The 24112-nt window shown below is 44.9% G+C and carries 25 protein-coding genes; 19 read left to right on the forward strand and 6 right to left on the reverse strand.

Translation table 11 applies throughout. The features are described 5' to 3' along the window. The first annotated feature begins 373 nt into the window (after positions 1 to 373). From AC1MDJ_RS00535 to AC1MDJ_RS00620, 18 genes are all read left to right on the forward strand, one after another. The gene (locus AC1MDJ_RS00535) at positions 374 to 2734 is read left to right on the forward strand and encodes a flagellar biosynthesis protein FlhA (protein WP_479688997.1); all 2361 of its coding nucleotides are present in this window, start codon (positions 374 to 376) and stop codon (positions 2732 to 2734) included. A gap of 26 nt (positions 2735 to 2760) precedes the next feature. Then, complete coding sequence (gene flhF, locus AC1MDJ_RS00540) at positions 2761 to 4170, forward strand: flagellar biosynthesis GTPase FlhF (protein ID WP_479688998.1); 1410 nt, start codon at positions 2761 to 2763, stop codon at positions 4168 to 4170. 23 nt (positions 4171 to 4193) lie between these two features. Further along, positions 4194 to 4400: a hypothetical protein gene (locus AC1MDJ_RS00545; protein WP_479688999.1), complete on the forward strand. Its 207-nt coding sequence runs from the start codon at positions 4194 to 4196 to the stop codon at positions 4398 to 4400. Beyond that, complete coding sequence (locus AC1MDJ_RS00550) at positions 4397 to 5137, forward strand: sigma-70 family RNA polymerase sigma factor (protein WP_479689000.1); 741 nt, start codon at positions 4397 to 4399, stop codon at positions 5135 to 5137. Before AC1MDJ_RS00545 ends, AC1MDJ_RS00550 begins: the two co-directional genes overlap by 4 nt. Then, positions 5137 to 6288: a protein-glutamate methylesterase/protein-glutamine glutaminase gene (locus AC1MDJ_RS00555; RefSeq protein ID WP_479689001.1), complete on the forward strand. Its 1152-nt coding sequence runs from the start codon at positions 5137 to 5139 to the stop codon at positions 6286 to 6288. Before AC1MDJ_RS00550 ends, AC1MDJ_RS00555 begins: the two co-directional genes overlap by 1 nt. A 9-nt stretch (positions 6289 to 6297) precedes the next feature. Then, positions 6298 to 7305 (forward strand): flagellar motor switch protein FliM, encoded by a 1008-nt coding sequence (fliM, locus tag AC1MDJ_RS00560; RefSeq protein ID WP_479689002.1) that lies wholly within the window; start codon positions 6298 to 6300, stop codon positions 7303 to 7305. Then, the gene (locus AC1MDJ_RS00565; protein ID WP_479689003.1) at positions 7302 to 8201 is read left to right on the forward strand and encodes a FliM/FliN family flagellar motor switch protein; all 900 of its coding nucleotides are present in this window, start codon (positions 7302 to 7304) and stop codon (positions 8199 to 8201) included. Before fliM ends, AC1MDJ_RS00565 begins: the two co-directional genes overlap by 4 nt. 64 nt (positions 8202 to 8265) lie before the next feature. Further along, on the forward strand, positions 8266 to 8664 hold the full coding sequence (locus AC1MDJ_RS00570; RefSeq protein WP_479689004.1) for a response regulator: 399 nt from the start codon (positions 8266 to 8268) through the stop codon (positions 8662 to 8664). Between the two features lie 5 nt (positions 8665 to 8669). Then, on the forward strand, positions 8670 to 9332 hold the full coding sequence (locus AC1MDJ_RS00575) for a hypothetical protein (protein WP_479689005.1): 663 nt from the start codon (positions 8670 to 8672) through the stop codon (positions 9330 to 9332). Next, on the forward strand, positions 9329 to 11050 hold the full coding sequence (locus AC1MDJ_RS00580) for a chemotaxis protein CheA (RefSeq protein WP_479689006.1): 1722 nt from the start codon (positions 9329 to 9331) through the stop codon (positions 11048 to 11050). Before AC1MDJ_RS00575 ends, AC1MDJ_RS00580 begins: the two co-directional genes overlap by 4 nt. 4 nt (positions 11051 to 11054) lie before the next feature. Continuing rightward, complete coding sequence (locus tag AC1MDJ_RS00585) at positions 11055 to 11375, forward strand: hypothetical protein (RefSeq protein ID WP_479689007.1); 321 nt, start codon at positions 11055 to 11057, stop codon at positions 11373 to 11375. Further along, complete coding sequence (locus AC1MDJ_RS00590) at positions 11329 to 12147, forward strand: OmpA family protein (RefSeq protein ID WP_479689008.1); 819 nt, start codon at positions 11329 to 11331, stop codon at positions 12145 to 12147. The genes AC1MDJ_RS00585 and AC1MDJ_RS00590 overlap by 47 nt, the downstream gene beginning before the upstream one ends. Continuing rightward, entirely contained in the window at positions 12125 to 13105 is a 981-nt protein-coding gene (locus AC1MDJ_RS00595; RefSeq protein WP_479689009.1) for a hypothetical protein, read from the forward strand. The genes AC1MDJ_RS00590 and AC1MDJ_RS00595 overlap by 23 nt, the downstream gene beginning before the upstream one ends. After that, entirely contained in the window at positions 13102 to 15063 is a 1962-nt protein-coding gene (locus tag AC1MDJ_RS00600; RefSeq protein ID WP_479689010.1) for an ankyrin repeat domain-containing protein, read from the forward strand. The genes AC1MDJ_RS00595 and AC1MDJ_RS00600 overlap by 4 nt, the downstream gene beginning before the upstream one ends. Then, positions 15063 to 15209, forward strand: a complete 147-nt coding sequence (locus AC1MDJ_RS00605; RefSeq protein WP_479689011.1) for a hypothetical protein — start codon at positions 15063 to 15065, stop codon at positions 15207 to 15209. The genes AC1MDJ_RS00600 and AC1MDJ_RS00605 overlap by 1 nt, the downstream gene beginning before the upstream one ends. A gap of 41 nt (positions 15210 to 15250) precedes the next feature. Further along, positions 15251 to 15742, forward strand: a complete 492-nt coding sequence (lspA, locus tag AC1MDJ_RS00610; protein WP_479689012.1) for a signal peptidase II — start codon at positions 15251 to 15253, stop codon at positions 15740 to 15742. 65 nt (positions 15743 to 15807) lie between these two features. Continuing rightward, positions 15808 to 16893: a hypothetical protein gene (locus AC1MDJ_RS00615; RefSeq protein WP_479689013.1), complete on the forward strand. Its 1086-nt coding sequence runs from the start codon at positions 15808 to 15810 to the stop codon at positions 16891 to 16893. A 224-nt stretch (positions 16894 to 17117) separates the two neighbouring features. Next, positions 17118 to 17321: a cold-shock protein gene (locus AC1MDJ_RS00620; RefSeq protein ID WP_479689014.1), complete on the forward strand. Its 204-nt coding sequence runs from the start codon at positions 17118 to 17120 to the stop codon at positions 17319 to 17321. On the opposite strand, the gene cysQ is transcribed toward AC1MDJ_RS00620, so the two are convergent. Genes cysQ through AC1MDJ_RS00650 form a run of 6 tightly spaced genes read right to left on the reverse strand, consistent with a single transcriptional unit; the run spans position 17318 to position 23472 of the window. Continuing rightward, a complete protein-coding gene (gene cysQ / locus AC1MDJ_RS00625; RefSeq protein ID WP_479689015.1) occupies positions 17318 to 18121 on the reverse strand; it encodes a 3'(2'),5'-bisphosphate nucleotidase CysQ in 804 nt (267 codons plus the stop codon). The two genes, AC1MDJ_RS00620 and cysQ, sit on opposite strands and share 4 nt — an antisense overlap. After that, positions 18114 to 18785 carry a DUF502 domain-containing protein gene (locus tag AC1MDJ_RS00630; protein WP_479689016.1) on the reverse strand — a complete coding sequence of 224 codons (672 nt, stop codon included), beginning with the start codon at positions 18783 to 18785 and terminating at the stop codon, positions 18114 to 18116. The genes cysQ and AC1MDJ_RS00630 overlap by 8 nt, the downstream gene beginning before the upstream one ends. A gap of 23 nt (positions 18786 to 18808) precedes the next feature. After that, complete coding sequence (locus AC1MDJ_RS00635) at positions 18809 to 20338, reverse strand: YifB family Mg chelatase-like AAA ATPase (RefSeq protein WP_479689017.1); 1530 nt, start codon at positions 20336 to 20338, stop codon at positions 18809 to 18811. 9 nt (positions 20339 to 20347) lie between these two features. Further along, positions 20348 to 21190, reverse strand: coding sequence for a hypothetical protein (locus AC1MDJ_RS00640; RefSeq protein ID WP_479689018.1), 843 nt, complete (start codon positions 21188 to 21190; stop codon positions 20348 to 20350). 9 nt (positions 21191 to 21199) lie between these two features. Beyond that, entirely contained in the window at positions 21200 to 22744 is a 1545-nt protein-coding gene (gene metG, locus AC1MDJ_RS00645) for a methionine--tRNA ligase (protein WP_479689019.1), read from the reverse strand. Next, positions 22741 to 23472 (reverse strand): PSP1 domain-containing protein, encoded by a 732-nt coding sequence (locus AC1MDJ_RS00650; protein WP_479689020.1) that lies wholly within the window; start codon positions 23470 to 23472, stop codon positions 22741 to 22743. Before AC1MDJ_RS00650 ends, metG begins: the two co-directional genes overlap by 4 nt. A gap of 165 nt (positions 23473 to 23637) precedes the next feature. Between AC1MDJ_RS00650 and AC1MDJ_RS00655 the strand changes: the two genes are divergently transcribed. Further along, on the forward strand, positions 23638 to 24093 hold the full coding sequence (locus AC1MDJ_RS00655; protein WP_479689021.1) for a DUF3015 family protein: 456 nt from the start codon (positions 23638 to 23640) through the stop codon (positions 24091 to 24093). The last annotated feature ends 19 nt before the right edge of the window (positions 24094 to 24112 follow it).

A 24112-nucleotide genomic window follows, 5' to 3' on the forward strand; every position in this document is an offset into this window, starting at 1 on the left:
AGCCATTGAAACTGCCAGAAATTTTTTAGCACTTGGTATGCCTATTGATTTTGTATCAAAGGGCACAGGGCTTTCGCTTGCCGAGTTAAAAGAACTACAGAATAATATTGTCGTATAATAAAGCAGATAGCCCCCGTAAGGGGGCAGACTCCTCCTCCTCCTTACGGGAGGAGGTATATAGAATGCTTGTAGCACTAAAACTGGTGATAAAAAAATGTTCCCGTTCTTATCGTAACGCCATTCAACAGCAAAATACTTTCCAGCACATACTACACAAGTTTCTCTGTTCGTAAGCTGGTATGTCACATTTGTGACGTCTTGTAAAACAAAATTTCACTTGAACATCGCAAAAATAGTGTTATAATATAGCCTTATGGCAGAGCCAAAAAGGATTTTTGGCATAGAGGTTCCTACCCCTATGCTTTCAGGGATGAAATCAGCACGGCGTCACACAGACGCCTCGCTGGGGCTGGTGGTGATAGCCATACTTATGTTGCTTATCATCCCCCTGCCACCAATAGTCATAGACATATTCCTTACTATCAGCATCAGTGCCAGCCTCGTAATAGTTATGATGTCAATATACGTGCCAAAACCTACAGATTTTTCATCGTTCCCGTTCGTGCTACTAGTCACAACGATATTCAGACTATCAATGAATGTGGCTACCACACGTGCAATCCTCCTAAACGGATATAAGGGACCAGATGCCGCAGGTGAAGTAGTCCGCTCGTTCGGGGCATTCGTGGTGGGCGGCAACTACGTGGTCGGGCTGATAATATTCGCCATACTGGTGTTAATCAACTTTAAGGTTATTACTGAAGGTGCTACCCGTATTGCTGAGGTATCGGCACGTTTCTCACTAGATGGTATGGCGGCTAAACGTATGGCTATAGATGCCGATTTGAACGCACAGGCAATCACACAAGAAGAAGCTGCCACAAAACGCGCAGACCTAGACCAGTCAACAGACTTCTATATGGCTATGGATGGTGCGTCTAAGTTCGTAAAGGGCGATGCTATAGTTGGGCTAATAATGACCTGCATTAACATTATCGGCGGGCTAGTCATCGGCGTTATTCAAGGCGGTATGGATATAGTGGATGCTGCACACGTATTCACGCTGTTGACAGTGGGCGATGGGCTTGTGAGCCAGATACCTGCACTGATAGTATCAGCATCAACAGGCTTATTAGTATCACGTAGCGATAAAAATAAAACGATATTCAAACAGATAGGCGAACAGTTATTTTCAAACCCTAAAGTAATGTTTATAGTCTCTGTAGTGTTGCTGATATTTGCGACAATACCGGGTATGCCTAGAGTGCCTTTCTTTATCATATCATTCGTATTGGGTGGGCTAGGCTATCTGATGTATCGCAGGAACGCACACCCTGAAAACTATATTGACGAAGACGCATTAAAAGCTGAAGAAGAGGCTAAAAAGGCAAAAGATAAGCCTAAATCTGAATCTGAAGATGTCTATGGGCTACTGGCGATGTCCCCGCTAGAACTAGTGCTGGGTTTGAATTTAGTGCCGCTGGCTCAGAAAGGGGAAGGCTCTGGTATTATACAAAATATGAAAACCATGCGCCGCAGTATGGCTACGGAGATGGGCTTTGTAGTGCCGCCTATCAAGGTGCGCGACAATCAGCAGCTAGAACAGAACACTTACCAATTCCTGCTAAATGGCGTAAAAGTGGCACAGGCTACAGCGTATGCTGATAAATTGCTGGTTCTGAACCCGTCTGGCGGAGCGATAGAAGGCGTAGAAGGGTTTGAAACGTTAGAGCCTGCATTCTCATTCCCCGCTAAGTGGATAGATGATGTTGAGCAACAGCGGGACGCTGCCAGCACAAAGGGATATACTATTGTAAAACCTGAGTCTGTGATAGTGACTCACATTCAAGAGCTAATCAGACGCAACTCTGCAGAGCTTGTAGGCAGAACAGAAACGATGGCTCTGCTTGAAAACGACAAAGCACTTGGCAAAGAGCACCCGTTCTACAAAGACCCAGGACTTGGGGTGCTGAATAAAGTGCTACACGGGTTGTTGGCAGAGCGTATGTCTGTGATAAACCTGCGGACGATAGTGGAAACTATAATGTCGTTCCCGCCCGACAGGTCGGTTCCGTTCCTTATTGAGAAGGTGCGCCGTGCATTGCGCCGTCAGATTGTGGCTAACCTATCAGACACTATGGGGGTCTTACATATATTCTCACTGCCTAGCGCGATAGAGGAGGCTATGGTGCAGCGATTGGCGCAAAACCCTGAGGATGGCGAGGTTTCTATAAACCTAGACCCGAACACCATAGCTACTATCGTAGAGGCAATTGCTACAAAATCGCACATCATCAGGGAACGCGGGCTACCGTCAATACTCGCCGTTCTACGCGCTCCACTAAGGGCACCTCTGCGCAAGATGATAGAACAGGCTGCTAAACGCATAAAGGGGCTGGATGTGTCTGTTGTTGCATTTGACGAGATAGAAGATGCTAATATTGAAGATTTGGGCGAGGTTGATTTAATGGTTAGCCAGCAGAAGGCAGCCGCACCTGCCAAGAATGGACAGCAAGCCACCGCCTACCCGCAGAACGGCAGACCGCAAGGACAGCAACCTCGTCCAGCACAACCGCAACCCGTCCAGACGGCAGGACAGGTAAGACCAGCAGCACCGCAAAGCGGGGGAGGTATGCCCATAAATCCGCTAAACCCGAACCCCGCGACTACATAAGCGGCTAAATATGGTAGTATAAGATTATGCAATTTAAGAAATATGAAGTAGCTGATATGAAAGAGGCGATTCGCATTGTAAAGGACGATTTAGGTCCCGATGCGGTCATCCTATCTACCCGCAAGGTGACTAAACCGGCAAGTTTCGGTCTACTGCCGCGCACGGTATTAGAGGTTACAGCGGCACTTGATTACGACGGTGCTGTTCCTAAGCCTGCGGAGCAGATAAACGTTCCTATAGCTAATATGCCGCGTTTCGGCTATGGACGGGAACATCAAGCAGGGACGATAATAAAAGCACAGCAGCAGGCTGAGAGCACAGGGGCAGATTCCGACTATATAAATGCACTGCTAGAGAGCACTAACAAAGGCGATGTGGTGCTTGCAAACAACCTAAAGGCTGAGGCACAAAAGGCACAGGTTGAACAAATGCCACAAACACCGCAGATTATCACGCCGAGTGCTGGTGCAACATCAGATGTAGATTCTGATAAACTGGCAACAGTGATAAAGGCTATGGGGCTAGACAAGATGGCAGCCCTATCTAACGATATGAACGAGATTAAACAGCAGCTGACAAATATTCAGAATGCGCTGGGTGACCTATCGCTCTTGCACGTTGACCTAGACGACAGCTTAAAAGCACTCCACTCCGCTATGGTGAACAATGGTGTAGATGAGATTGTCAGCTACCGTATGTTAAAGGGGCTTGAGATGACAGTGCCCGAAGCAGTCGGACAGGCTTACCTAAAGAGCCTTGTGACTGATGAGTTGACAAAAAGAATACCCATAGAGCAAGATATGGCATCCTCGCTATACAGGAAAGTTGTAGCCTTTGTGGGACCTACAGGCGTGGGCAAAACTTCAACAATCGTAAAACTGCTGGCACATATCGTAACCAAATACTCTCAGCAACGCATAGCACTAATCACGTCAGACAATTCGCGCATAGGTGCGCTGGAACAGCTGAAAACTTACGCTGATATGGTGAAAGCTCCCGTTTATCTGGTATCAGAACCTAGCGAGCTAACCTCGCTGTTAAATGAGATAGAGAGCGAATACGATTACATATTTTTAGATACAGCGGGGCATAGCCCATATAACGATAGTGCAGTATCTGACCTATCAGCAATGCTAGAAGCATCTAATGGTGCTATGACAGTGCTAGTGCTGTCAATGGCGGGCAATCAAGATGAACTCGGAAATATCTATGAAAAATACGCACCGTTAAGCCCCGACTACCTGCTGTTCACTAAGCTAGACGAGACTATGTCCTTTGGGGCACTGGCAAACCTGCCTATAAAGAAAAACACACCTATTTTGATGTTATCTGTCGGGCAGAACGTGCCTAGCGACTACGAGATACCGATTGGCACGAAAATTGCTAAAAAACTACTGAATGACCTTCCATCTATGTGGGAGGCGAATAAAGGCTAAACCAGCGATTTTGGAGGGTGCTGATGATAACTGCTATAAAATATCTGCCGATATTGTTGGCTTCTACAGCTACCGTCTGTAGTGTCCTTTACAAGGTATTGAAGTCTGATACTTTGCATTTAAGCTTGCTCGTAAGGGACTTTGTTGTGTTTTTTGTAGTTTATTATGTGGTTTGGCTGGTGTGCGGAGAGATATATAAAATAATAAGGAACGGCTGGAAATTGAGATGATTACTTATTCTAACAGCATGGCACTTCAGGTTACCCTGAGCGAGGAAGAACGTAACAAGATGGTGCAGGAGTATTATCCATTCGTCCACGACTGGGCGGTCAAGGAATGCCGTTTTCTGCCAGCCAGCATAGACGTTGATGAAGTTTGCTCTATATGCGCCAGAGGGTTGATAGACTGCATAAGTAAGTTTGACAAGACTAAAGATACCACATTCAAAACATATCTGGAGCACCGTTTGCGTGGTGCATTGAAAGACCATTTGCGGGAACAAGATTTCTTATCGCGCACCGATAGACGCAAGGTTCGTGAAGTTGAAGAGATGGTAAATAAGCTAAAAGTTAAGCTGGGTCGTCAACCAAGCATACTTGAGGTTGCTGAACGATTAGGGGTTGACGAAGAAAGTGTACATGGTATTATGATGCTGGGTGGACAACACGTTGTTAGGTTGGATAATCCGATTGATGAAGGCGGACCGTCTCTGGCTGACACTGTAGCAGGGACAACCGCTAGCCCTGAAGATGAAGCCATACGGAACAGCCTTATAAACGCACTTACGGTGGTGATAGATTCGCTACCCAGTAATGAGCGAACTGTCGTGTCGTTGCGCTACTTTGAAGACCTTAATATGAAAGAAATCGCTGAAGTGCTTGGTGTGACAGAGTCTAGGGTTTCGCAGTTGCACTCTTCAGCACTGGTTAGGGCGAGGAAACGCCTAAAGGAAAAGGATGTAATGTAATGTCCAAAATCAGAATTGCTCTTGCTGACGACTCCGCTTTCATGCGCAAAGCATTGGAGCGGATGTTTGCTGAAGATGATGATTTTGAAGTTGTCGCTCTGGTCTCTAACGGCGAGGAAGCCGTTGAAGTAGCTATCAAGAAAAAGCCCGATATTCTGTTGTTAGATGTCCAGATGCCCCGTATGGACGGGCTTGTCGCACTAGAAAATATTATGAAACAAGCACCTATGCCCGTTATTATGGTAAGCTCACTTACCAGCGATGGGGCGGCTACCACTATAAAAGCACTAGAACTCGGTGCAGTTGACTTCATCTCTAAAGATATATCGTATGGCTCAGCTGGTATGAAGAACCTTGTAAGTGAGATTAAAGGGAAGATACGGGCGTTAATGAGTGAACCTGATATCACAAAGAGACTTGTAACTACAACAGCGGCTATTGAGCGTGGCAGAGGAAAAGCGACAGAGCTGGCAAAACCTGTCGTGTCTGTCGCACAGTTGCCGACAAGTAGTGCAGAATATACAACGACTGCTGCTAGGCATACCGCTATCCCAGCTATGAAGAAGATTGTGCTTATTGGCGTATCAACAGGCGGTCCCCAATCGTTGCAAAGCGTTATTCCATTTATACCAAACGATATTGGCGTGCCTATCATATTAGTGCAGCATATACCTGTGAACTTCACATTGTTTTTAGCTGAGAGGCTTAATTCTATCAGCAGTATAAAGGTTGTTGAGGCAAAAGATGGGGACGTTTTAGAGCCTAACGTAGTATATATAGCTAAGAGTGGCTATAGGACGCTAGTTAATAAGAAAGGTAACGACAAGGTGCTGGCAATAGTGCCTCCGCTTGCTGGTCTTTTGTATAATCCTAGTGTGGATGATACTTTTTCATCGGTTGTGGATATCTATGGCGGGGATACGCTCGGTGTTGTTATGACAGGTATGGGGAAAGACGGCGCACTAGGTTGCGAAAAGATAAAAGCCGCTGGCGGGTTCGTTATATCGCAGGACGAAAAGTCTAGCATAGTTTTCGGTATGCCTAATGTTGTAATATCGGCAGGACTTGCAGATGAGATAGTCTCTTTGACTGATTTAGCGGCAAGGATAGATTTCCATATAAATGGCACAAGAGATAACAAAAGGCAATAGGAGGCGTAAGTGCCAGATATACTCTCTCAGGACGAAATAGATGCTCTGCTCAGCACCGTTATAGATGACGGTGCGTCTGTTCCTGTCGCGCTAGGTGGCGGCACAGACGCTAGCGAGTTTATCTCGAGAAAGATTTCAATATATGACTTCCGCCGTCCCGACCGCGTGTCTAAGGAACAGTTACGCTCTATAAGAAACCTGCACGATAAATTTGCCCGCAACTTTAGCTCAGACCTATCAAGCTTTTTACGTATTATTACTGATATTAGTCTGGTCAGCGTGGACCAGATGACTTACGGCGAATTTTTAATGTCGTTGCCAGACCCTACCAGTTTTAACATCATAAGTATGACACCCTTGCAAGGTAATTCGGTGCTAGAAATAAACCCGTCTCTGGTGTTCCCTATTATTGATAAGCTTTTAGGGGGCGTAGGGCAGCCGATATCAAAGATGCGCGAGCTTACCCCGCTTGAAATTACCATAATGGATGGTATAATCCAACTTATTCTGAAAGATTTAGAAGATATGTGGAAACAGGTAGTGCCTAATATACGTCTGATGAAAGAGTTGAGCGAAAATAGTCCGCACGTAATACAAATAGTTGCACAAAATGAAGTTGTTGTCCTTATAGTTTTTGAGGTTCGTTTTGGCTCTACTACGGGTATGGTAAATATGTGTCTGCCCGCACTGGTGCTGGAGCCTATCCTAAGTAAGATTAGTTCGCAGGAGTGGCTGGTTGGTGCCAAAAAAGGCAAGGGTGGCGAGTATGAACTGCGCATATTAGAGATATTGGAAACGTTGCTTACAGATATTACCCTAGAGCTAGGACATACGTCTATGACAGTGAGGGAACTATTGGAGCTGAAAGCAGGTGATGCGATAGTATTAGACAAAAAGGCATCAAGACCGCTTGACTTGCGTGTGCAGGATAGGCATAAATTTAATGGAACACTTGGGATTATGGGACGTAAAAAGGCGGTTAAGGTAGTGAGCCACGTGTTGGAGGACTTGATATGAGCAGTTCTATTGATATACAGAGTGAAGCTATCGTCAAAACTTATGGCGAACTGCTAGTTAGCACCCTTGACACCACGATTAGGGCATTTTCGGCTAAACCGGATATTAAAATAGTTGACACTACGTCAGCTAACGCTAATGAGTTGACAGAAGGTTTTGCAAACGGCACAATGGTGCTGGCAACTGATGACGGGTCTGGACTTGAAATAGGTTTTTTATATAAGACGGCAGATATTGTGCGCTTGGCAGACCTGATGCTTATGGGGGACGGGATAGCATCAGAGACCCTAGATGACAATCACAAAGACGCCGCTACCGAGATGGCAAACCAAATGCTAGGTGGCATTGCCAGTTCTATCCAAACGCAGCTGGGCAGAAAAGTTCATTTCAAAATATCGCAAGTAGCCGCCACTAACAGTATAGGCGCATTAAAAGGGGCGGACTACAAGGTATTTAATATGAACGGGGATATAAAGGGCAACCCGTTTCAATTCCGTCAATTTTTAGATAGCGGTTATATATCTCTGTTTGATAGCGACAACGCACTCTCTGCGGGCGGTATTGGTGATGAATCGTTTGACCTAACCAGTAGCAATTCTAATGACAGCTGGTCAACCGTAGCCAGCGAGGTTGGTGGTAATATAGATATGCTGTTGGATGTGGAAATTCCAGTCAGCATTAGGATGGGAGTTGCTAAATTATTCCTGAAAGATATATTAAACTTAGGTCCTGGTGATATAATAGAGCTGAATCAAGGGGCTGATGACCCTATAGAGCTGACAATCAACGGCAAGGTGATTGCTGTGGGGGAAGTTGTAATCATAGATGGCTATTTCGGTCTGCGCATAAAGGAGATAATCAGCAAGGCTGAGCGTATTAGGAAACTGAGAGATTAAACGTTGACTTGACGTTGTCGTGCAAATATGATACAGAGTTGCTATATAGATTAGGAGAGTGCTTATGGTGTCCTATTCACAAACTGTTCTGGTGATTGAAGATTCTGTCGCTATGCGCCGAATCGTTACCAATCTGGTCAAAAAGTTTGGTTTTGCCAACGTGCTGGAGGCTGCGAATGGAGTATCGGCTATGGACATTATGGGGCAAAATAAAGTAGATGCTATTATCACCGACTGGAATATGCCTGAGATGGACGGGCTTGCTTTTACTAGGCTATTGCGCGCTAACCCTAAATTTAATGGAGTGCCTATTCTTATGATAACCACTGAAGCGGCTAAGGAAGATATCCTCACAGCACTGCGCAATGGTGTCAACAACTATGTTATTAAGCCGTTCAGCGCCGATATATTAAAAGAAAGGCTGTTCAGGCTACTTGGTATTGTAGAGGTTCCAGAAGGATAGCCGCAATGTATGAGGACTTAAACAAAGATGTGAATGAGGTCAACACTGTTGCAAGACAGATAAACGAAGGGAAATACTCACTTATAAATGCGGCTATCAACCCGAACAGCGACTTTTTCACAATAGCTAAAGACTTTACTGAATCTGTCAGGGAGCTTGCCTCCGCAGACAGCAAAGATTTCACGGCAAATGTAAGTTCGTTTGCTGACAGCTCTAAATTAGCACAAGACATAGCTTATGCACTCACAAGACAAATAGTTATGAGCGGACAGGCAACAAAGAATGCTCTGGATAATATAGATAGTGCTAATGAAGAGCAGTTGCGCCAAGTCTTGACTGAGACAATAGCTGGCGGTGAGCAGTGCGCTAAGCTAGCAGAGGCACTTGAGAAGAAACAGACAACCGATGGCAACTTGCACAAGCTATTAAGCTTGCTAGACGGACTAGAAGAGCAACTTGCAGAACTGGTGATAACTATTGGGCTGAAACGCGGACTATTATCAGATGAATATATAGACTCGCTAGTCAATAGGCGCGAGGTGCTGGCTAGGAAAGACGTGGTGCAGAACATATTTGGCACACAGGGTGATGTAAATAATACAGCTAGTGTTAGTATAAACAACACAGCTGGCATGACGAATACAGTGGTTGATGCTGGTGCAGAATGAACCCTGAAATGCAGGACATGTTAGGGGACTTTTTGCTAGAGGCGGATGAGATAATCGCCACACTTGGTAGTGACCTTGTGACGCTTGAAACCAACCAAAATGACCTTGAACTGCTTAACAAAATATTCAGAGGGGCGCATACTATAAAAGGTTCTTCCTCGTTTTTAGGGATACCAAAAGTATCGGAGCTAGCCCACTGTGCAGAGAGTGTGTTTGATAAGCTGCGCAAAGGGGCGATGTCCGTTTCTGCTGGCGTTATGGACGTGTTGCTAGAGTTCGTGGACGTGCTGAAGAACGCGATAAAAGACGTAAAAAACGATACTGATGTAACTGATACGGGGGCAATATCCGCTAAATTAAAAGGTTTATTAGAACAGCCTCCTGTAGCTGAGCAACCTATTGTATCTGTTGTATTGGAACAGCCACAAGTGCAACAGCAGGCTGAACAGATATGCGCACAGCCGAAACAAGCTACACTAGAAAAACAAGATATCGGTGCTATACGTGTAGAAACGTTACGATTGGACGATTTAATGAACCTTGTAGGCGAGCTTGTTCTTGGGCGCAATAGGTTGGCTAGTATTGGCGCGGCACTTGAAAGTCGCTATGAAAATGAACCTTACGTATCACAGTTGACGGAGACCATTTCAAATATAGGGAACATCACAGCAGATTTGCAAATGGCTGTTATGAAAACGCGCCTTATGCCTATCGGCAAAGTGTTCAGCAAATTCCCACGTCTAGTGCGCGACCTGTCACGCAACGTTGATAAAGAGATAGAACTAGTAGTGAATGGCGAAGATACCGATATAGATAAATCAGTTGCCGATGTGGTCGGTGACCCGCTAATGCACATGGTGCGAAATGCGGTTGACCATGGTATAGAAATGCCCGATGAGCGCATTAGAATAGGCAAACGCCGTAGCGGTAAGATAGAGTTGGCAGCATATCGCGAAGGGAGCCACGTTGTTATAAATATTAAAGATGATGGCGCGGGTATGGACACTAATGTTCTTAAAGCGAGAGCGATAGCCACAGGGCTGATAACGTCTGCGCAGGCTAATGAAATGACCGATGAGGAAGCATACAAGCTGATATTTGTCGCTGGCTTTTCTACCGCTAAAGAGGTAACTAATGTTTCTGGGCGCGGTGTCGGTATGGATGTAGTTCGTTATGGCATTGAGAAACTACAAGGAACGATACGCATTGACTCTAAACTAGGCGTAGGCACTACATTTACACTACGGCTGCCACTGACCCTCGCCATTATCCAAGCACTCTTTGTTGAGACTGCAGGGGAAAGTTTTGCCATACCATTAGTTTCCGTTGCGGAAACGTTGCGTGTGAACATGCGAGAAATTCACAATATTGACGGAATGGAGGTCTTAAACCTTCGCGACTCTACGCTCGCACTTTTAAGACTATATGAGGTATTTAAGCTACCGCATGAGCTGAAAGAAGACGTATATGTAGTAATAGTCGCATTAGCTGATATGAAGGTGGGGTTGCTCGTTGACAAACTGGTAGGTCGGGAAGAGATTGTTATCAAGATGTTAGGGAAATATATGAGTCACTGTGAGGGTATCGCCGGAGCCACCATTATGGGGGATGGCAGAGTTTGTCTAATAGTTGACGTAGCAAACGTGATTGAGATTGCCAAGGGGCTTACACACGGGCGACGAGCCACTAGAAAAGATAAAGATGAAATTTTGGCGTAGAGTATTGATAACATTCCTTTTGGTGTTGGTTTTATTGGTAGCAGTGCCGACTAGGGCAGAGGCGGTGGTTTTTGTATATCAAGTTTATACGAGACTATACACGTATATAGTGGTTTCAAAGCTCCGTCCTGATGCGTATTGGGCGTATAACGGCGGTTTTGATGTCATATATGACTTAAAAATATTGAGGCAGTATCCAGATGAACAGTATGATAAGGCTATTAAAGACTATAGAATTGACAGGGGTGGCTATCGTCGCCTTAAACCTAAAGACCCTGATGATAAGCCTCACCCTAGGCATGTGCCTGACCATTGGTGGCGCTAGTCTGCCGACAAAGGCGCATGCACAAACGCACGACCGCTATATATACGAAATAACAGCAGTCAATAATAAATCTAACGTTTCAACCGTAATGCACATCTTTGCCGCTGACGAGAGAGCTGCCAGAGAAAACGTAGTAGCTAATGGTTGGCGCATAATCCATATCAGACAAGTTTCATATAAGGTCGTAGATTCCATTGATTTAGGCAATTTTGACGGCGACACGGACAACAGTTCGCTAGGGCTAAACGAACCACTTGTCATAACAGACCCTGCACTCACCAACGAAGAGCTTATCAATAGCATTATGGGAACACCGCAAGTTAGCGTGCCACCAGTAGCTGCAACTCCTCCATCTACAGAACCCCTACAAAGCTCGCCAAACGTTGCCGCTACAAGCAATGTGCCTAGACCAGAAGATTTAGAATATAGGCTGACTATCTATTTTGACTTTGCGCTTAATACGCCTATTATTACAGATGAGGTAAAAGTGGCGATTGAAAAGCTGGATAAGACAGGTGCATATTTCTTATTTGCCAATACTGATAATGTCAGTGTAATCCCTAAGAATAAGAAATATCGGGATAATTATCAGTTATCAGTTCAAAGGGGTAATTCTGTAAAATCACTTATGGTAAAAAGTGGCATAAATCCTGCTAACATACACATTGTTGGGCTGGGGGCATTGTATCCTGAAGTTCCCAATGCAAACTCTTTAGGAGGAACGCCTAAAAATAGGCGGGTAGTGATTTATGGACACAAGACTGGAGCGTAAGCGCAATCTGATAGCCAAAGCAACCCTTGCGGAATTGTATGCGAGCGTTGTAGATATAATGACAGACTTCGGCTACTCTATCTACAAATCGGTCAAAGAAGTAGCCGATAAACGTCGCATAGAGCTGTGGTCGCAGAAGAAAAGCCAATCACCATTACGCTCTCTTGTATGGATAGAGGCAGTCGGCGAAACCGAAGCGATGAACGAAATAACCGCATCAGACGTTATGCGTGTGCTGTATGATGAAGGTGTGACAGAGCTGTTCTTCTTCGCAAATAGTTCCATTGGAGACGACGTTAAGGAGATACTGGAAGGTCCAAACCACTATATACTCTCCAAAGATGAAATAATTGAAACGTTGTTGTCAATAGAAAACAATAAAGCATTGACAACTGTAGTCCGCAAAAGGAACAACGTTCGTATAGCTAGCGGGCTTGTGGTAATCAAAAATTTCTTTAAGCAAAACACATTTAGTAGAAACCCTATAAATGTGCGAATGAGTGCCACTATGCCTATAGTGGAGCAATATCGTAAGATGATACTTGCGGTAATAGAGCAGGTTGACAGTGTCTCCGACATATACGATGTGCCCAGTGCCACGATGGAAACGCTCAAACACATGCAATTTGACCTGTTGCCTGAGATGATGCGCACACCAAACTTTGTGTTTCACCGACAGATAGGACACGTAAAAAACTTGTTGTTCCGTCTGATAGAGCTTTGCATAATATATATAGGCAATTTTATCAACTATGAGTCTGAAGATAGTTTGAGAGATAACCGTGCGATGATAGAGGAGTTGTTGGAAAACATTGATAGAATTGGGATGCAGATAGCTACATTCCGCTCAGACACCGTCTACTACTCCGAGCGCAGTGCCGTGAAGATAATTGTTACCTCGCTAGCAGTGATGTTTGTTGCAATGATGCTCCTAATTGTGGTAAGATTTGGCAAATGAAACGTTTTCTCTTATCAGTATTAGCGGTGTTTTTTGTATGTATCCCGTCTTATGCGCAATACAGCGTGCAGCTGGACGGCAAGCCTGCTAACGTCTATCGCATCAACAATGAACAGCGTGTGACGTTGCCCGCGGCATTCCGTGTAAGTAAAGATGTAACTTCGTTTGAACTGCACGTCTCTAGGTATGGCAGACCTGTGATTACGTTAGATTTTAATCAGACAGTTGATGGTTGGTTCTTGAATGGAGATGCACTCGGATTTACCAGCGATACATTCGGGCTAGCGTTTGATTTCGCCACAGGTGCGGTCTACTACCTGTCCGATGATGTGCGGAAACGTATTGAGGATAGCCTCACCCCTAAAAATAGACTTGACTTAAAGGGCATCTCCACTGGCATACCAGAAAAACAGGGTGTTAGAATAATTTTAGTAGACGCATCGGTTCTGCGCAGACAACAGCTTGATAAATTTGGACGCGTTGCAAAGACAAGCGGTGACAATACTGGCGATGGTGCTGATGTGCAGGTTGATTATGCACCTACCAGTCCAAAGATTGTGACTAATACTGCTGGCACTAGGGGCGGGGTAGTGGTGAGCGGCAAGCCTGTCATAAACGCCGCTGCAAACGGGCAGGTAGACCAACTAAAAAAGCTGGTTGCCAGCAGAGCAAATATAAATGAAACCGAAACCGAGACGGGCGATAATGCACTGCTTAAAGCACTGATAGCGGGACACGATGAAGCGGCTATAGAACTAGTCAACATGGGCATAAATATAAAACATAAGAATAGATATGGGCAAAATGCGTTGCACATCGCCGCCGCAGGCGGATATTACGATGTTTCACTGTTGTTATTGTCCAAAGGCTTAAAGGGCAACGACGCTGACAATGCCGGCAATACTGTGCTGATGTATGCTGCACAGGGACCTAGCGAAAGGCTTGTGAGCTTGCTACTCCAGCGCGGAGCATCTGTAAATATTAAGAATAAAAACGGTAGCACACCGCTAATGCTAGCCGCTTATTCTGGCAACAACAAGAGTGTAGAACTACTAATGGGGCGCGGAGCAAGCCTTTCATCCCTTGATGGGCAACGCAATACAGCGTTAATGCAGGCGGTCAAGGGTGGCAACGCCCAGTGTGTAGTCCAACTGACAAGCAATTCTGGCTTTGAGATAAACGTAGCTGACGATTTAGGCAATACTCCACTGCATGCGTCTATATTAACTAATAATAATAAGATTAGCGAACTGCTACTCGCTAGGGCAGCTGATGTAGATGCTAAAAATAAGGATGGATTTACACCTGTAATGCTTGCCTCTAAACAGGGCAATAACGCTATCCTAGTGAAACTCCTTACCAAGAAGCCTGATTTATATCTGACTAATAATTCTTCTATGACAGCTTACGATTTAGCGGTTGAGCGCGGTGGGACGGTTAAAACAACGATGGAAACCGCTATACGCCGTTCAGGTGAGGCATCGGGCGGGCTATTAAACCTAATATCAGCAAATGATATAGCAGGGGTGACTAGGTTAATTGACGAGGGGGCGCGACTGAACTTTTCTAGTCCCGAAACAGGCAACACGCCGATATTTACAGCTGTAACGGCGGGACACCGCGATATGGTGGCACTGCTGTTGAAACACGGAGCGAACCCAAGCTGGCAGAACAACAACGGCAATACTCCGCTACTCGTGGCAGTAAATGCAGGAGACAATAGAGTAGCGAAACTGCTGATAGATGGCAAGGCGGGGGTGAATATCCGCAATAAGAATGGTGATACTGCGCTAATTTGGGCGATTAAACTGCAACGCCCTGTTATGGTGCGTGATTTGCTATCTGCGAATGCCGACCCGAACATTCGCAACTATAAAGGTATAAGTCCACTAATGGTTGCAGAGGGTGAACAGCTCCGCGATATAATAGAACTTCTAAAATCATTCGGAGCGTTCTAATGCCCCGCGCGAAACAACAACTGGGGCAGTTTTTCACTACCAACGTTGACTATATCCTATCCGGCTTTGAAAAATACACTAGAGATAAGGACGTGCAAGACCCGTTCTGTGGAGCTGGTGATTTGCTGAAGTGGCTATGGGAATAAATCTGAATTCGCTTGCTTTATTTAGATGATGGGAGTTTTTAATGATGTTTAATTACGGGCGCAAGTTGTTAGTATTCATATTTGCTATTGCTATAGTCGCAGATGTGCTCAGTAAGTCCCTAGTGCGGGCTAATATGCATGTGGGTGATAGCTTTGAGGTAATATCGGGGCTATTCAATATCACTTATGTGCTGAATAGCGGGGTGGTCTTTGGCATAGGTGCTGACGGCTCTGGGGTGATAAGGTATATCTATATAGTTGTGGCGATATTAGTGGCGGCAGTGCTATTGCTAATGCTGAAAAAAGAATATAAAACGTATAAACTGCGCTCTATAGCATACACGTTGGCACTGGCGGGTGCATTAGGCAATATTACGGATAGGATAACACTCGGTAGCGTGGTTGATTTCCTAGACTTTTACCATGGCAACTTGCACTGGTTCGCATTCAATCTGGCAGATGCCTACATTACAATAGCAGTGGGGCTGTTGCTCATTGACACATTAAAGGCTAGCAATACAGAGGTAGCATAACTTGCTAAAATTGGCATCGTCTGTTATAATAGTCGTGTAGATATTTAAGAACATTGGAGAACATAATGAAAAAGTTTAGTCTTTCATTGATTAGTCTTTTATTATTTGCGGTTTTTGCACATGCAGTGACGCTAGACGTGACTGGCGAGGCGCAAATCAAGAACGGCGACACAGCATCTGCCAAGATAGAGGCTGAAGCGCGCGCTAAGTGGATGGCTATTGAAAAAGGTTCTAAGGTAAAGGTATCAGTTGATACCATTGTCCACGACGGCGAAATGCTGGATGAAAGCGTTAAATCAGCTATCAGTGCGACCGTTACTGATTTTAAGATAACCGATGAGGGCACAGACAAAGGTGTCTATTGGCTCACTGCAAAGGCAACCGTAGAGCCTGAAAAGGCTAATGCAATGCTTACTAAAAATATGTCCATAGTGGTGTATTTGCCTCTAGTGAAGCTGGGCGGACAGGTAGAGGAAACACATCCATTCAGCGAAGAAGTTATAAATGAACTAATCGCTAGTGGCTTTAGCGTGACAGACCCAGTGTCGCTTGGGGATGGCAATGTTGCAAAGCAACTATTAAAGGCAGTTCAGAGCAACGATATGGGCACCGTCCGCCGTTTAGTATCGCAATATGCCGCAGGTTCAGCACTTATCGGCAAGGTGGAAGCAGTGGATAAAGGCAAAGATATAGGCTATCAAAAGGTAAATTTCACCATAGTTGATGGCAATCTATCATATAGGGTAATCGGTGCTAACGCTTCGGGTGCTAAAGCTATACTAAAGAGCGGCTCTATGCAAGGGCGCGGACAAGGCTCTAACAATGACACTGCCGTTGTCTCGCTGTCTAACAATATGGCAAAGAAAAATGCGTCAATACTTGCCAGCGAGGTAGCAACGACCGTTGCCGGAGCTACAAAAAAGAGCGTGCAAGTGGTACTAGTCGGCAATAAAGATATGGTGGCTTTTCAAGAGTTTCGCTCTGTGTTGCAAAGCACCAGCTGGGTGACTAACATCAGAGAGACGGGCGCAGACACGCTTATAGTAGATTATCCAGAAAAGACGATGTATTTAGCAACCATTATCAGTAAGAATGGCGGCTATCATATACGCAAATTTGACGATAAACAGATACTAGTTGACCCTAGATAAACAAAGATTTCTGCAATCGTTTCAACCGACAGTATATTGCAGGGTAGAGACTTGCATCTCTACCCTGTGTCTTATTATAGTTTCAAATAAAATTATATTAAATTGTGTTTGACTGCATGTTCAGAACGTGGTAAGTTCTATATTATAATATAGTTTGATTATTATCGCATTGTAAGTTGTGAATGATGTTTATGCTATTGTTATTAATTTTTAAGGAGTTTTTTATGAGTAGTGTAGGTTCTGTAAAGTGGTTTAACAACACGAAAGGGTATGGATTTTTAACTGATGATGCGGGTAAGGATGTGTTTGTTCACTATTCAGCCATATCAATGGATGGCTATAAGAGTTTGCAACAAGGTGACCCTGTGAAGTTTGACGTCATTCAAGGGGAGAAGGGACCGCAAGCTGTAAACGTTACAAGACCTTAAAACTTAAACTTACCCAGTCTGCGTGTATTATAGACTATAAAGTGCGGGTTTTCCAGCCCGTTAGTGTTGTAGGCTAGCTCCTGTCTGCTATTCCAAGCGAGGACTTTTGCCCCTGCCCCCTTAGCTATGATATGCCCAGCGGCGGTGTCCCAGAACATTGTCCTGCCAGCACGAATATATGCGTCTGCACTTCCCTCAGCTACCATACAAAATTTTATTGAGCTACCCATCCGCTTGAACCCTATGCGTGCATCCGTTTGCTCCATTAACGCTGTTCTCAATTTATCAGGCGAACCGCCCCCACTATATAAATGACTTGTCACGATTGTAATGTCTGTGCTGTTATAATACGCCAACGGCAACCGTTCAAAGCTGTTATCACTGGCTACCTTGTAAGAACCTATCTTTTCGCCTCCGATATACAATAAATCTAGTGCAGGGGCATAGATAACGCCCAGAGTGGGCTTGCCAGCCTCAACCAGTGCAATGTTGACGCTGAACTCAGGCGAATCTTTTATGAACTCTTTTGTGCCGTCAAGTGGGTCTATGCACCAATATTTAGGCAGATTAGTCATATCAAATCTGCTATTGTCATCCTCTTCACCGATGCACGGCGTTATGGGGTCAAGCTGAGCTAACCGTTCAAATATGCAACGCTCAGCCGCCTTGTCAGCTTCAGTTACGGGTGTGCCATCCTTTTTGCGTTCTACAGCTGCATTATGGCTAAAATACTGCATAGTGATGTCCCCTGCCTCACGCGCAATATCAGCTAGCTTAAATAGTATATCCATATCAGCCATTATTCTTTTTCGGCTGGAAACTAGCCGCTAGTTTTGGGGCATCTAGTAGCCCCACCGACAGCACAAACCTGAACGCTTCGTTAGTGCCAACATCTAGCTCAATACATTCAGCCACCGGAACTATAACCACAAAGCCTGATGTAGGGTTAGGTGCAGTCGGCACAAACACGTTATAAGATTCCTTGCCGAGTGCCTCGTTGAATAGCCGCTGAGACGAGCGCACCACAAAACCAATGCTGTTTAGGTTGCTAGAGGGGAACTTGACTAGCACCACCTTTTCAAAGTTATTAGATGAACCAAAAGAATCAAACATCTGCTTTATGCTGCTATAAATAGTTTTAACTAATGGAATTCGTGTAATAACTACATCTATTAGTTTTGCTAACCGCTTGCCTATATAGACCCGCATAAACAAGCCCACTAGGAATATAAATATTACAACAAACAAGAGAGTGAATACTCCAAGCACCCTTTCGGATAGTTGCGCCCCGAATTTGCTAGCTATGCTGCTGAATAGTGGTAATAGATTAGACGTAACAAGCCCATATAGAAAATCCAATATATACAGCGTTAGCAACAATGGCAATACGGCTAAGCAGCCCGTTATAAATATCTTATAGATTATATTCTCTTTTTGCGTTCCTTTTTCATTCTTATCAGCCATAATATTCTCCCTCTGTGTTTCCTTTATTGTTTATCTAGCATTCTATACTGCAACGATTCGCTCACGTGTGCAGGTTCAACGCTGGCACTGTCCGCCAAGTCAGCTATCGTTCTGCTTATTTTTAATACCTTGTTATATGCTCTAGCTGACAGGTTAAACTTCGCCGCTGCATTTATCGCAAGCTTTTTAGCCCCATCGTCAATGTTCAAGCATTCTTGCATCACTCGTTCACTCATCTGTGAGTTAAAGTGTATGTCCATACCAGCAAAGCGATTTGATTGTATTTTATGTGCTCGCACCACACGCTTCAGTATATCTTGTGAGCTTTCTCCGCATTTATCGTCATCAAGTGCTGACACTTCCACGCTTGCTACATGCACCTGCAAATCTATCCTATCTAGCAATGGTCCTGACAGTCTTGCGCGGTAGCGTTCTATTGACTGCTCGCTACAGACGCACTTCTTCTTAGCATCACCATAATAACCGCACGGACACGGGTTGCAAGCGGCAACCAGCATAAACTGCGCAGGATATGAAACAGTTCTACCCGCCCTAGCTATCGTCACTTTGCCGTCCTCTAGCGGTTGGCGCAGCACCTCTAACACGCTCCTATTAAACTCCAACATCTCATCTAAAAATAAGACACCATTGGTGGCGATACTTACATGTCCGGGCATAGCCTTAGCTCCGCCTCCGATGATAGCTACATTGCTAGCCGTATGGTGCGGAGCTATAAACGGACGTTCATGCACAAGGCTACCCTTCACACGCAACAGCCCCGCTATAGAGTGCACCTTTGTAGTGAGCAGTGCTTCATCTAGTGTCATGGGGGGCAATATTGTAGGTATCCTGCTTGCAAGCATTGTCTTGCCACTACCGGGCGTGCCCATCATTATTATATTATGCATACCGGCTGATGCGATTTCCGCCGCCCTGCGCGCAGCATATTGTCCCTTAATCTCGGAAAAGTCTGCACTATAGCGACTACCCAAAGTGTCAAATAAGCTGTCATTGCTAGTTCGCTTGTGTGGTTCGCACTTCAGCTCACCTTGCAAAAACTGCACAACTCCCGTCAGGTGTTTGAATGGGTAAACGTTAAGTTCTGGCGTTAATACCGCCTCATCTGCATTATCAAGTGGCAATATAACACGCTTAAAACCATTATCTTTAGCCCATGAGCAGATACATAGCACCCCTGCTACCCCGCGCAATGCACCGTCAAGTGATAGTTCGCCCACTATGAGCGTTGATTCAAGGTTGTATTTCTCAGGCTCAAGGGCGGCTAGTAGTCCTATTGCAATTGGCAAGTCAAAATGACTCCCTTCTTTCTTTATATCAGCGGGTGCAAGGTTGACTACAATAGGGCGGTCAAAGACATTTAAGCCGATATTTTTTAGAGCGGAGCGGACGCGTTCCTTGCCTTCCTTGACGGCAGCCTCAGCAAGCCCCACCACAGCAAACGAGGGGAAGCCGCTGCCACCCATATCAGCTTCTACTGATACACCTATAGCCTCTATTCCGTGCAGGTGGGCACTAGCCACCTTTGCAAACACAGAGAACTCCTACTTAAAGCTATTTAGCTGATACACCTTCACACCCGGTTCGCTGGGGTTTTCCAGTATATCATACACTACTGAAAATGTTGTCTTGCCTGTCTTAACTTGCTTTTCAAGTAAATCAATATCGCTATCAGGGCAATACATATAAAGCGTTTCAGCCTTCACGTTAAAAGCGCATAGTCCAGACCTCATAGTATCTTCGCTCAAATACGTGGCATTTGCAGTCTTTGTTTCAGTCGTTTCAAAACCAGACATATCTTCAGCGGTGTCAAGGCTCATCATCAGTAGGTCTGAACGCAACGATTCGCTCGCCTGTATCACCCAACGCTTGCCAGCTTTATCATCAAGCTTAACAAGCGGGAATGTAATATGTATTGATTTTCGTGGAGCATCACTAGCAGAGATTGCTTTTAGCATATCGTTATTTAGCTGGTCTTGTGGCACAGATTTTATATCAAGCCCTTCAGTTTGAATGCGGTTCATTAAATCTTCTAAAAACTTATTGACAATAACAAACATATCTACAGCGGACACATCAGCTGTTGCGATAGCGACATTGCCCTCCTCTTGCCTTACCGTTATGTTATCTGCAATGAGGGTGGCAAAGTATTTGCTAAACAACTTCTTATCTTCGTCAGACACATCAAATAGTGGTTTGTCGGTATATTTAACTGTCTTGTCAACATTTCCCTTTTTTAATGTGCTAAAAAAGTCGTTGACGGTGGCATCTGGCGTATAGACACTGCCGTTGCTAGACGTCAAAACGGCAATTATAGCTATTATCGCAACCACAGCACCCGCTACGAACGGTTTATTAGCCTTTATCAGCTCAGTAAATTTGTTCATTACGTTCTCCTATTTATCCTCAATGCGCGGGAACAGCGCGACTAGTTCGCCAATCTTTACCCCAGACTTTAACAAACCTGTCTCTGCCAGTGCTTGTTCATCTGCCAGCGCCACGTTTTCGCTGATATTCAGCTGACGGCGCATTTTAACTGCACTATCAGGCATAAACGGAGATACCATGTGCGACAACACTCGCAGACTATCGGCTAGCGTGTATAGCACGGTGCCTAATCTTGCATGTTTTGACTCATCTTTAGCTAGCACCCACGGCTGCATCTCATCAACGTATTTATTCAGCCTGCCGATGAGTGCCCACACGCTAGTCAATACCTTGTTAAAAGCCACTTCGTTGAAATGCTCGTGATATTCCCTTGCGGTGTCTGCTATCAGCTTTTGAATTTCACGTTCAGGTGCGGTCGCCTCGCCCGCATCTGGCAGGATACCGCCGAAATAGCGGTTCACCATGCCAAGCGAACGAGAAAGTAAATTGCCTAAATCGTTTGCCAAATCGCTGTTGATACGCCCCTTTAACGCCTTAAATGAGAAATCGCCGTCTAATCCAAAGCTAACCTCGCGTAGCAGAAAGTAGCGAACGGCATCTACGCCATAGTCCTCTATTAACTTAAAAGGTTCTACAACATTACCAAGCCGTTTAGACATCTTCTTGCCTTCAACAGTCCACCAGCCGTGTGCGAATACTGTTTTGGGCGGTTCAATCCCTATAGACATCAGCATAGTAGGCCAATAGACCGTGTGGAATCGCACAATATCTTTACCTACCATGTGGAACGCCGATGACCAATATTTGTTAAAATCTTTATCGTCAGCCATTGAATATCCCAGCCCCGATATATAGCTGATAAGTGCGTCTATCCATACATATATTACGTGTTTTTCGTTCCCTGGCACAGGCACACCCCATGTAAGGCTAGTTCTGCTGACAGATAAATCTTTCAGCCCCTCTTTTATAAACGACACTACCTCGTTTTTGCGATATTCAGGCATAATAAAGCGCGGATTGTCCTCAATATGTTTTAATAATCTATCTTGGTATTTTGACATCTTAAAGAAATATGTTGGTTCCTTTGCCATAATAGTTTTGCCACCGCAGTCGGGGCATAGGTGCTCTTCGCCAAGCTGTGTCTCCGTCCAGAACGCCTCGCAGGGTGTGCAATACCAGCCCTCGTATTCGCCTAGATATATATCGCCAGCATCTTGCATCTTCTTAAACACCGCCTGCACTACATCAGCATGTCGCTCATCAGTCGTGCGAACAAAGCCCTTTATATCGGCGTTTATTGTTTTGATAAGGTTTCTGAAATGCACGTTAACCTTATCTGCTAGTTCTATGGGTTTTAGCCCCGTTGTTTCAGCTGCGTTGGCAATCTTTTGCCCATGCTCATCCGTGCCTGTCAGCATAAAGGCATCGTAGCCACACATCTTTTTATAGCGTGCAAGCGTATCAACAGCTATGGATGTGTAGGTATGCCCTATATGGGGGACATCGTTCACGTAGTAGATAGGTGTTGTGATGTAAAAATTTCTTTCACTCATAGGTCTCCCTCCGCACTGTTTTCAACCGCTATGTTTTCAATGCTGATTAAATCGCCGTCATCACCCTCTAGCATACTGCCACCGCAACCCTCGCAACCTTTTTCATATACTAGACAGCACATCAGCCTGCCGCATATACCGGAAATTTTGGTTGGGTTGGTGCTGGCTTTCTGCCCTTTGGCGGTTTTTATTGAGATATTATCAAACTTGCGTAAAAATGCAGCACAGCAAAGCTCCCTGCCACAGATGCCGAAACCGCCGAGTATCTTGGTAGCATCTCTAACACCTATCTGGCGCATTTCTATACGCGTGCGATAGACTCTGGCAAGGTCGCGGACTAGCTGGCGGAAGTCAACCCGCCCATCTGCAGTGTAATAAAACGTGAGTTTGCTTTTATCAAGCGAATATTCGGAGAGCACTAATTTTAGAGATAATCCGTAGCTTTCGGCATATTCGTGGCACACGCCCATCGCTTTAAGTTCCTCTTCACGGTAAGACTTTTTCTTAGCAATGTCATCAGGGGTGGCTAGCCTCAAGAGACGTTTCATATCCCGTGTGTCTTCCACCTCTATCTGACGAGCGGGATATACAACCTGTGCAAGGTCTTCCCCCTTCTCTGCCTCTATAACCACCCAATCATTCGCCTTTTCATTAAGCTCGCCAGCTAGAAAGTCATAAACCTTTCCAGCGCGTTTGAATTTGACACCCGTTGCGTTGACTGACTTCATAACACCCCTAACATAAATATAAGTCGGTATTATAACCCATTTTTTACGATAAGGCAAAATTTATCCGCTATTTTCTACTTTAGCGTCAACCACTACTATTTTTTGTTGCTTTTATCGCTGTGAGGTTATAGTATTAGCATATAATATTTTTATGGAGGACTGGCTATGAAAAAACTTCTAGTTGTGACTATTTTGGCAACATTCTGTAGTGTGGCACTCGCTATAGATAAAGGCAACACTGGGTGCGGGCTTGGGTATATGCTATGGGCTGACTCTCCTAATAGCAAACTCAAGCAACTACTTGCTACATCTACTAATGCCACATCTACTAACCAATCAACGGGGATTACGCTTGATGTTCGTGCTTTTGGTTGCTCTTACACCCCTCGTGTTGTATCTAATGAGATGTCGCAATTCGTTCAAACTAATATGGACGGCATAATGCGCGATGTGGCTGTTGGTCATGGCGAGACTATTGACGCAATGGCTAAGCTGTTAAATGTTAAGGACGGCGTTGCACTGGGTGGTAAGCTGCAAAAGAACTTTAGCGTTATATTCCCATCTTCTGATGTAGAGTATGCGTATGTTGCTGATACGATATTTATTATAAGCAACAGCTAGTATTAAGTAATCAATGGGT

This window comes from Candidatus Termitispirillum reticulitermitis (genome assembly GCF_054655775.1).

Coding starts and splice junctions, on each gene's coding strand:
- AC1MDJ_RS00535 (WP_479688997.1), top strand. CDS start 374: ATGGCAGAGCCAAAAAGGATTTTTGGCATAGAGGTTCCTACCCCTATG.
- flhF (WP_479688998.1), top strand. CDS start 2,761: ATGCAATTTAAGAAATATGAAGTAGCTGATATGAAAGAGGCGATTCGC.
- AC1MDJ_RS00545 (WP_479688999.1), top strand. CDS start 4,194: ATGATAACTGCTATAAAATATCTGCCGATATTGTTGGCTTCTACAGCT.
- AC1MDJ_RS00550 (WP_479689000.1), top strand. CDS start 4,397: ATGATTACTTATTCTAACAGCATGGCACTTCAGGTTACCCTGAGCGAG.
- AC1MDJ_RS00555 (WP_479689001.1), top strand. CDS start 5,137: ATGTCCAAAATCAGAATTGCTCTTGCTGACGACTCCGCTTTCATGCGC.
- AC1MDJ_RS00565 (WP_479689003.1), top strand. CDS start 7,302: ATGAGCAGTTCTATTGATATACAGAGTGAAGCTATCGTCAAAACTTAT.
- AC1MDJ_RS00570 (WP_479689004.1), top strand. CDS start 8,266: ATGGTGTCCTATTCACAAACTGTTCTGGTGATTGAAGATTCTGTCGCT.
- AC1MDJ_RS00575 (WP_479689005.1), top strand. CDS start 8,670: ATGTATGAGGACTTAAACAAAGATGTGAATGAGGTCAACACTGTTGCA.
- AC1MDJ_RS00580 (WP_479689006.1), top strand. CDS start 9,329: ATGAACCCTGAAATGCAGGACATGTTAGGGGACTTTTTGCTAGAGGCG.
- AC1MDJ_RS00590 (WP_479689008.1), top strand. CDS start 11,329: ATGATAAGCCTCACCCTAGGCATGTGCCTGACCATTGGTGGCGCTAGT.
- AC1MDJ_RS00595 (WP_479689009.1), top strand. CDS start 12,125: ATGGACACAAGACTGGAGCGTAAGCGCAATCTGATAGCCAAAGCAACC.
- AC1MDJ_RS00600 (WP_479689010.1), top strand. CDS start 13,102: ATGAAACGTTTTCTCTTATCAGTATTAGCGGTGTTTTTTGTATGTATC.
- AC1MDJ_RS00605 (WP_479689011.1), top strand. CDS start 15,063: ATGCCCCGCGCGAAACAACAACTGGGGCAGTTTTTCACTACCAACGTT.
- lspA (WP_479689012.1), top strand. CDS start 15,251: ATGATGTTTAATTACGGGCGCAAGTTGTTAGTATTCATATTTGCTATT.
- AC1MDJ_RS00615 (WP_479689013.1), top strand. CDS start 15,808: ATGAAAAAGTTTAGTCTTTCATTGATTAGTCTTTTATTATTTGCGGTT.
- AC1MDJ_RS00620 (WP_479689014.1), top strand. CDS start 17,118: ATGAGTAGTGTAGGTTCTGTAAAGTGGTTTAACAACACGAAAGGGTAT.
- cysQ (WP_479689015.1), bottom strand. CDS start 18,121: ATGGCTGATATGGATATACTATTTAAGCTAGCTGATATTGCGCGTGAG.
- AC1MDJ_RS00630 (WP_479689016.1), bottom strand. CDS start 18,785: ATGGCTGATAAGAATGAAAAAGGAACGCAAAAAGAGAATATAATCTAT.
- AC1MDJ_RS00640 (WP_479689018.1), bottom strand. CDS start 21,190: ATGAACAAATTTACTGAGCTGATAAAGGCTAATAAACCGTTCGTAGCG.
- metG (WP_479689019.1), bottom strand. CDS start 22,744: ATGAGTGAAAGAAATTTTTACATCACAACACCTATCTACTACGTGAAC.
- AC1MDJ_RS00650 (WP_479689020.1), bottom strand. CDS start 23,472: ATGAAGTCAGTCAACGCAACGGGTGTCAAATTCAAACGCGCTGGAAAG.
- AC1MDJ_RS00655 (WP_479689021.1), top strand. CDS start 23,638: ATGAAAAAACTTCTAGTTGTGACTATTTTGGCAACATTCTGTAGTGTG.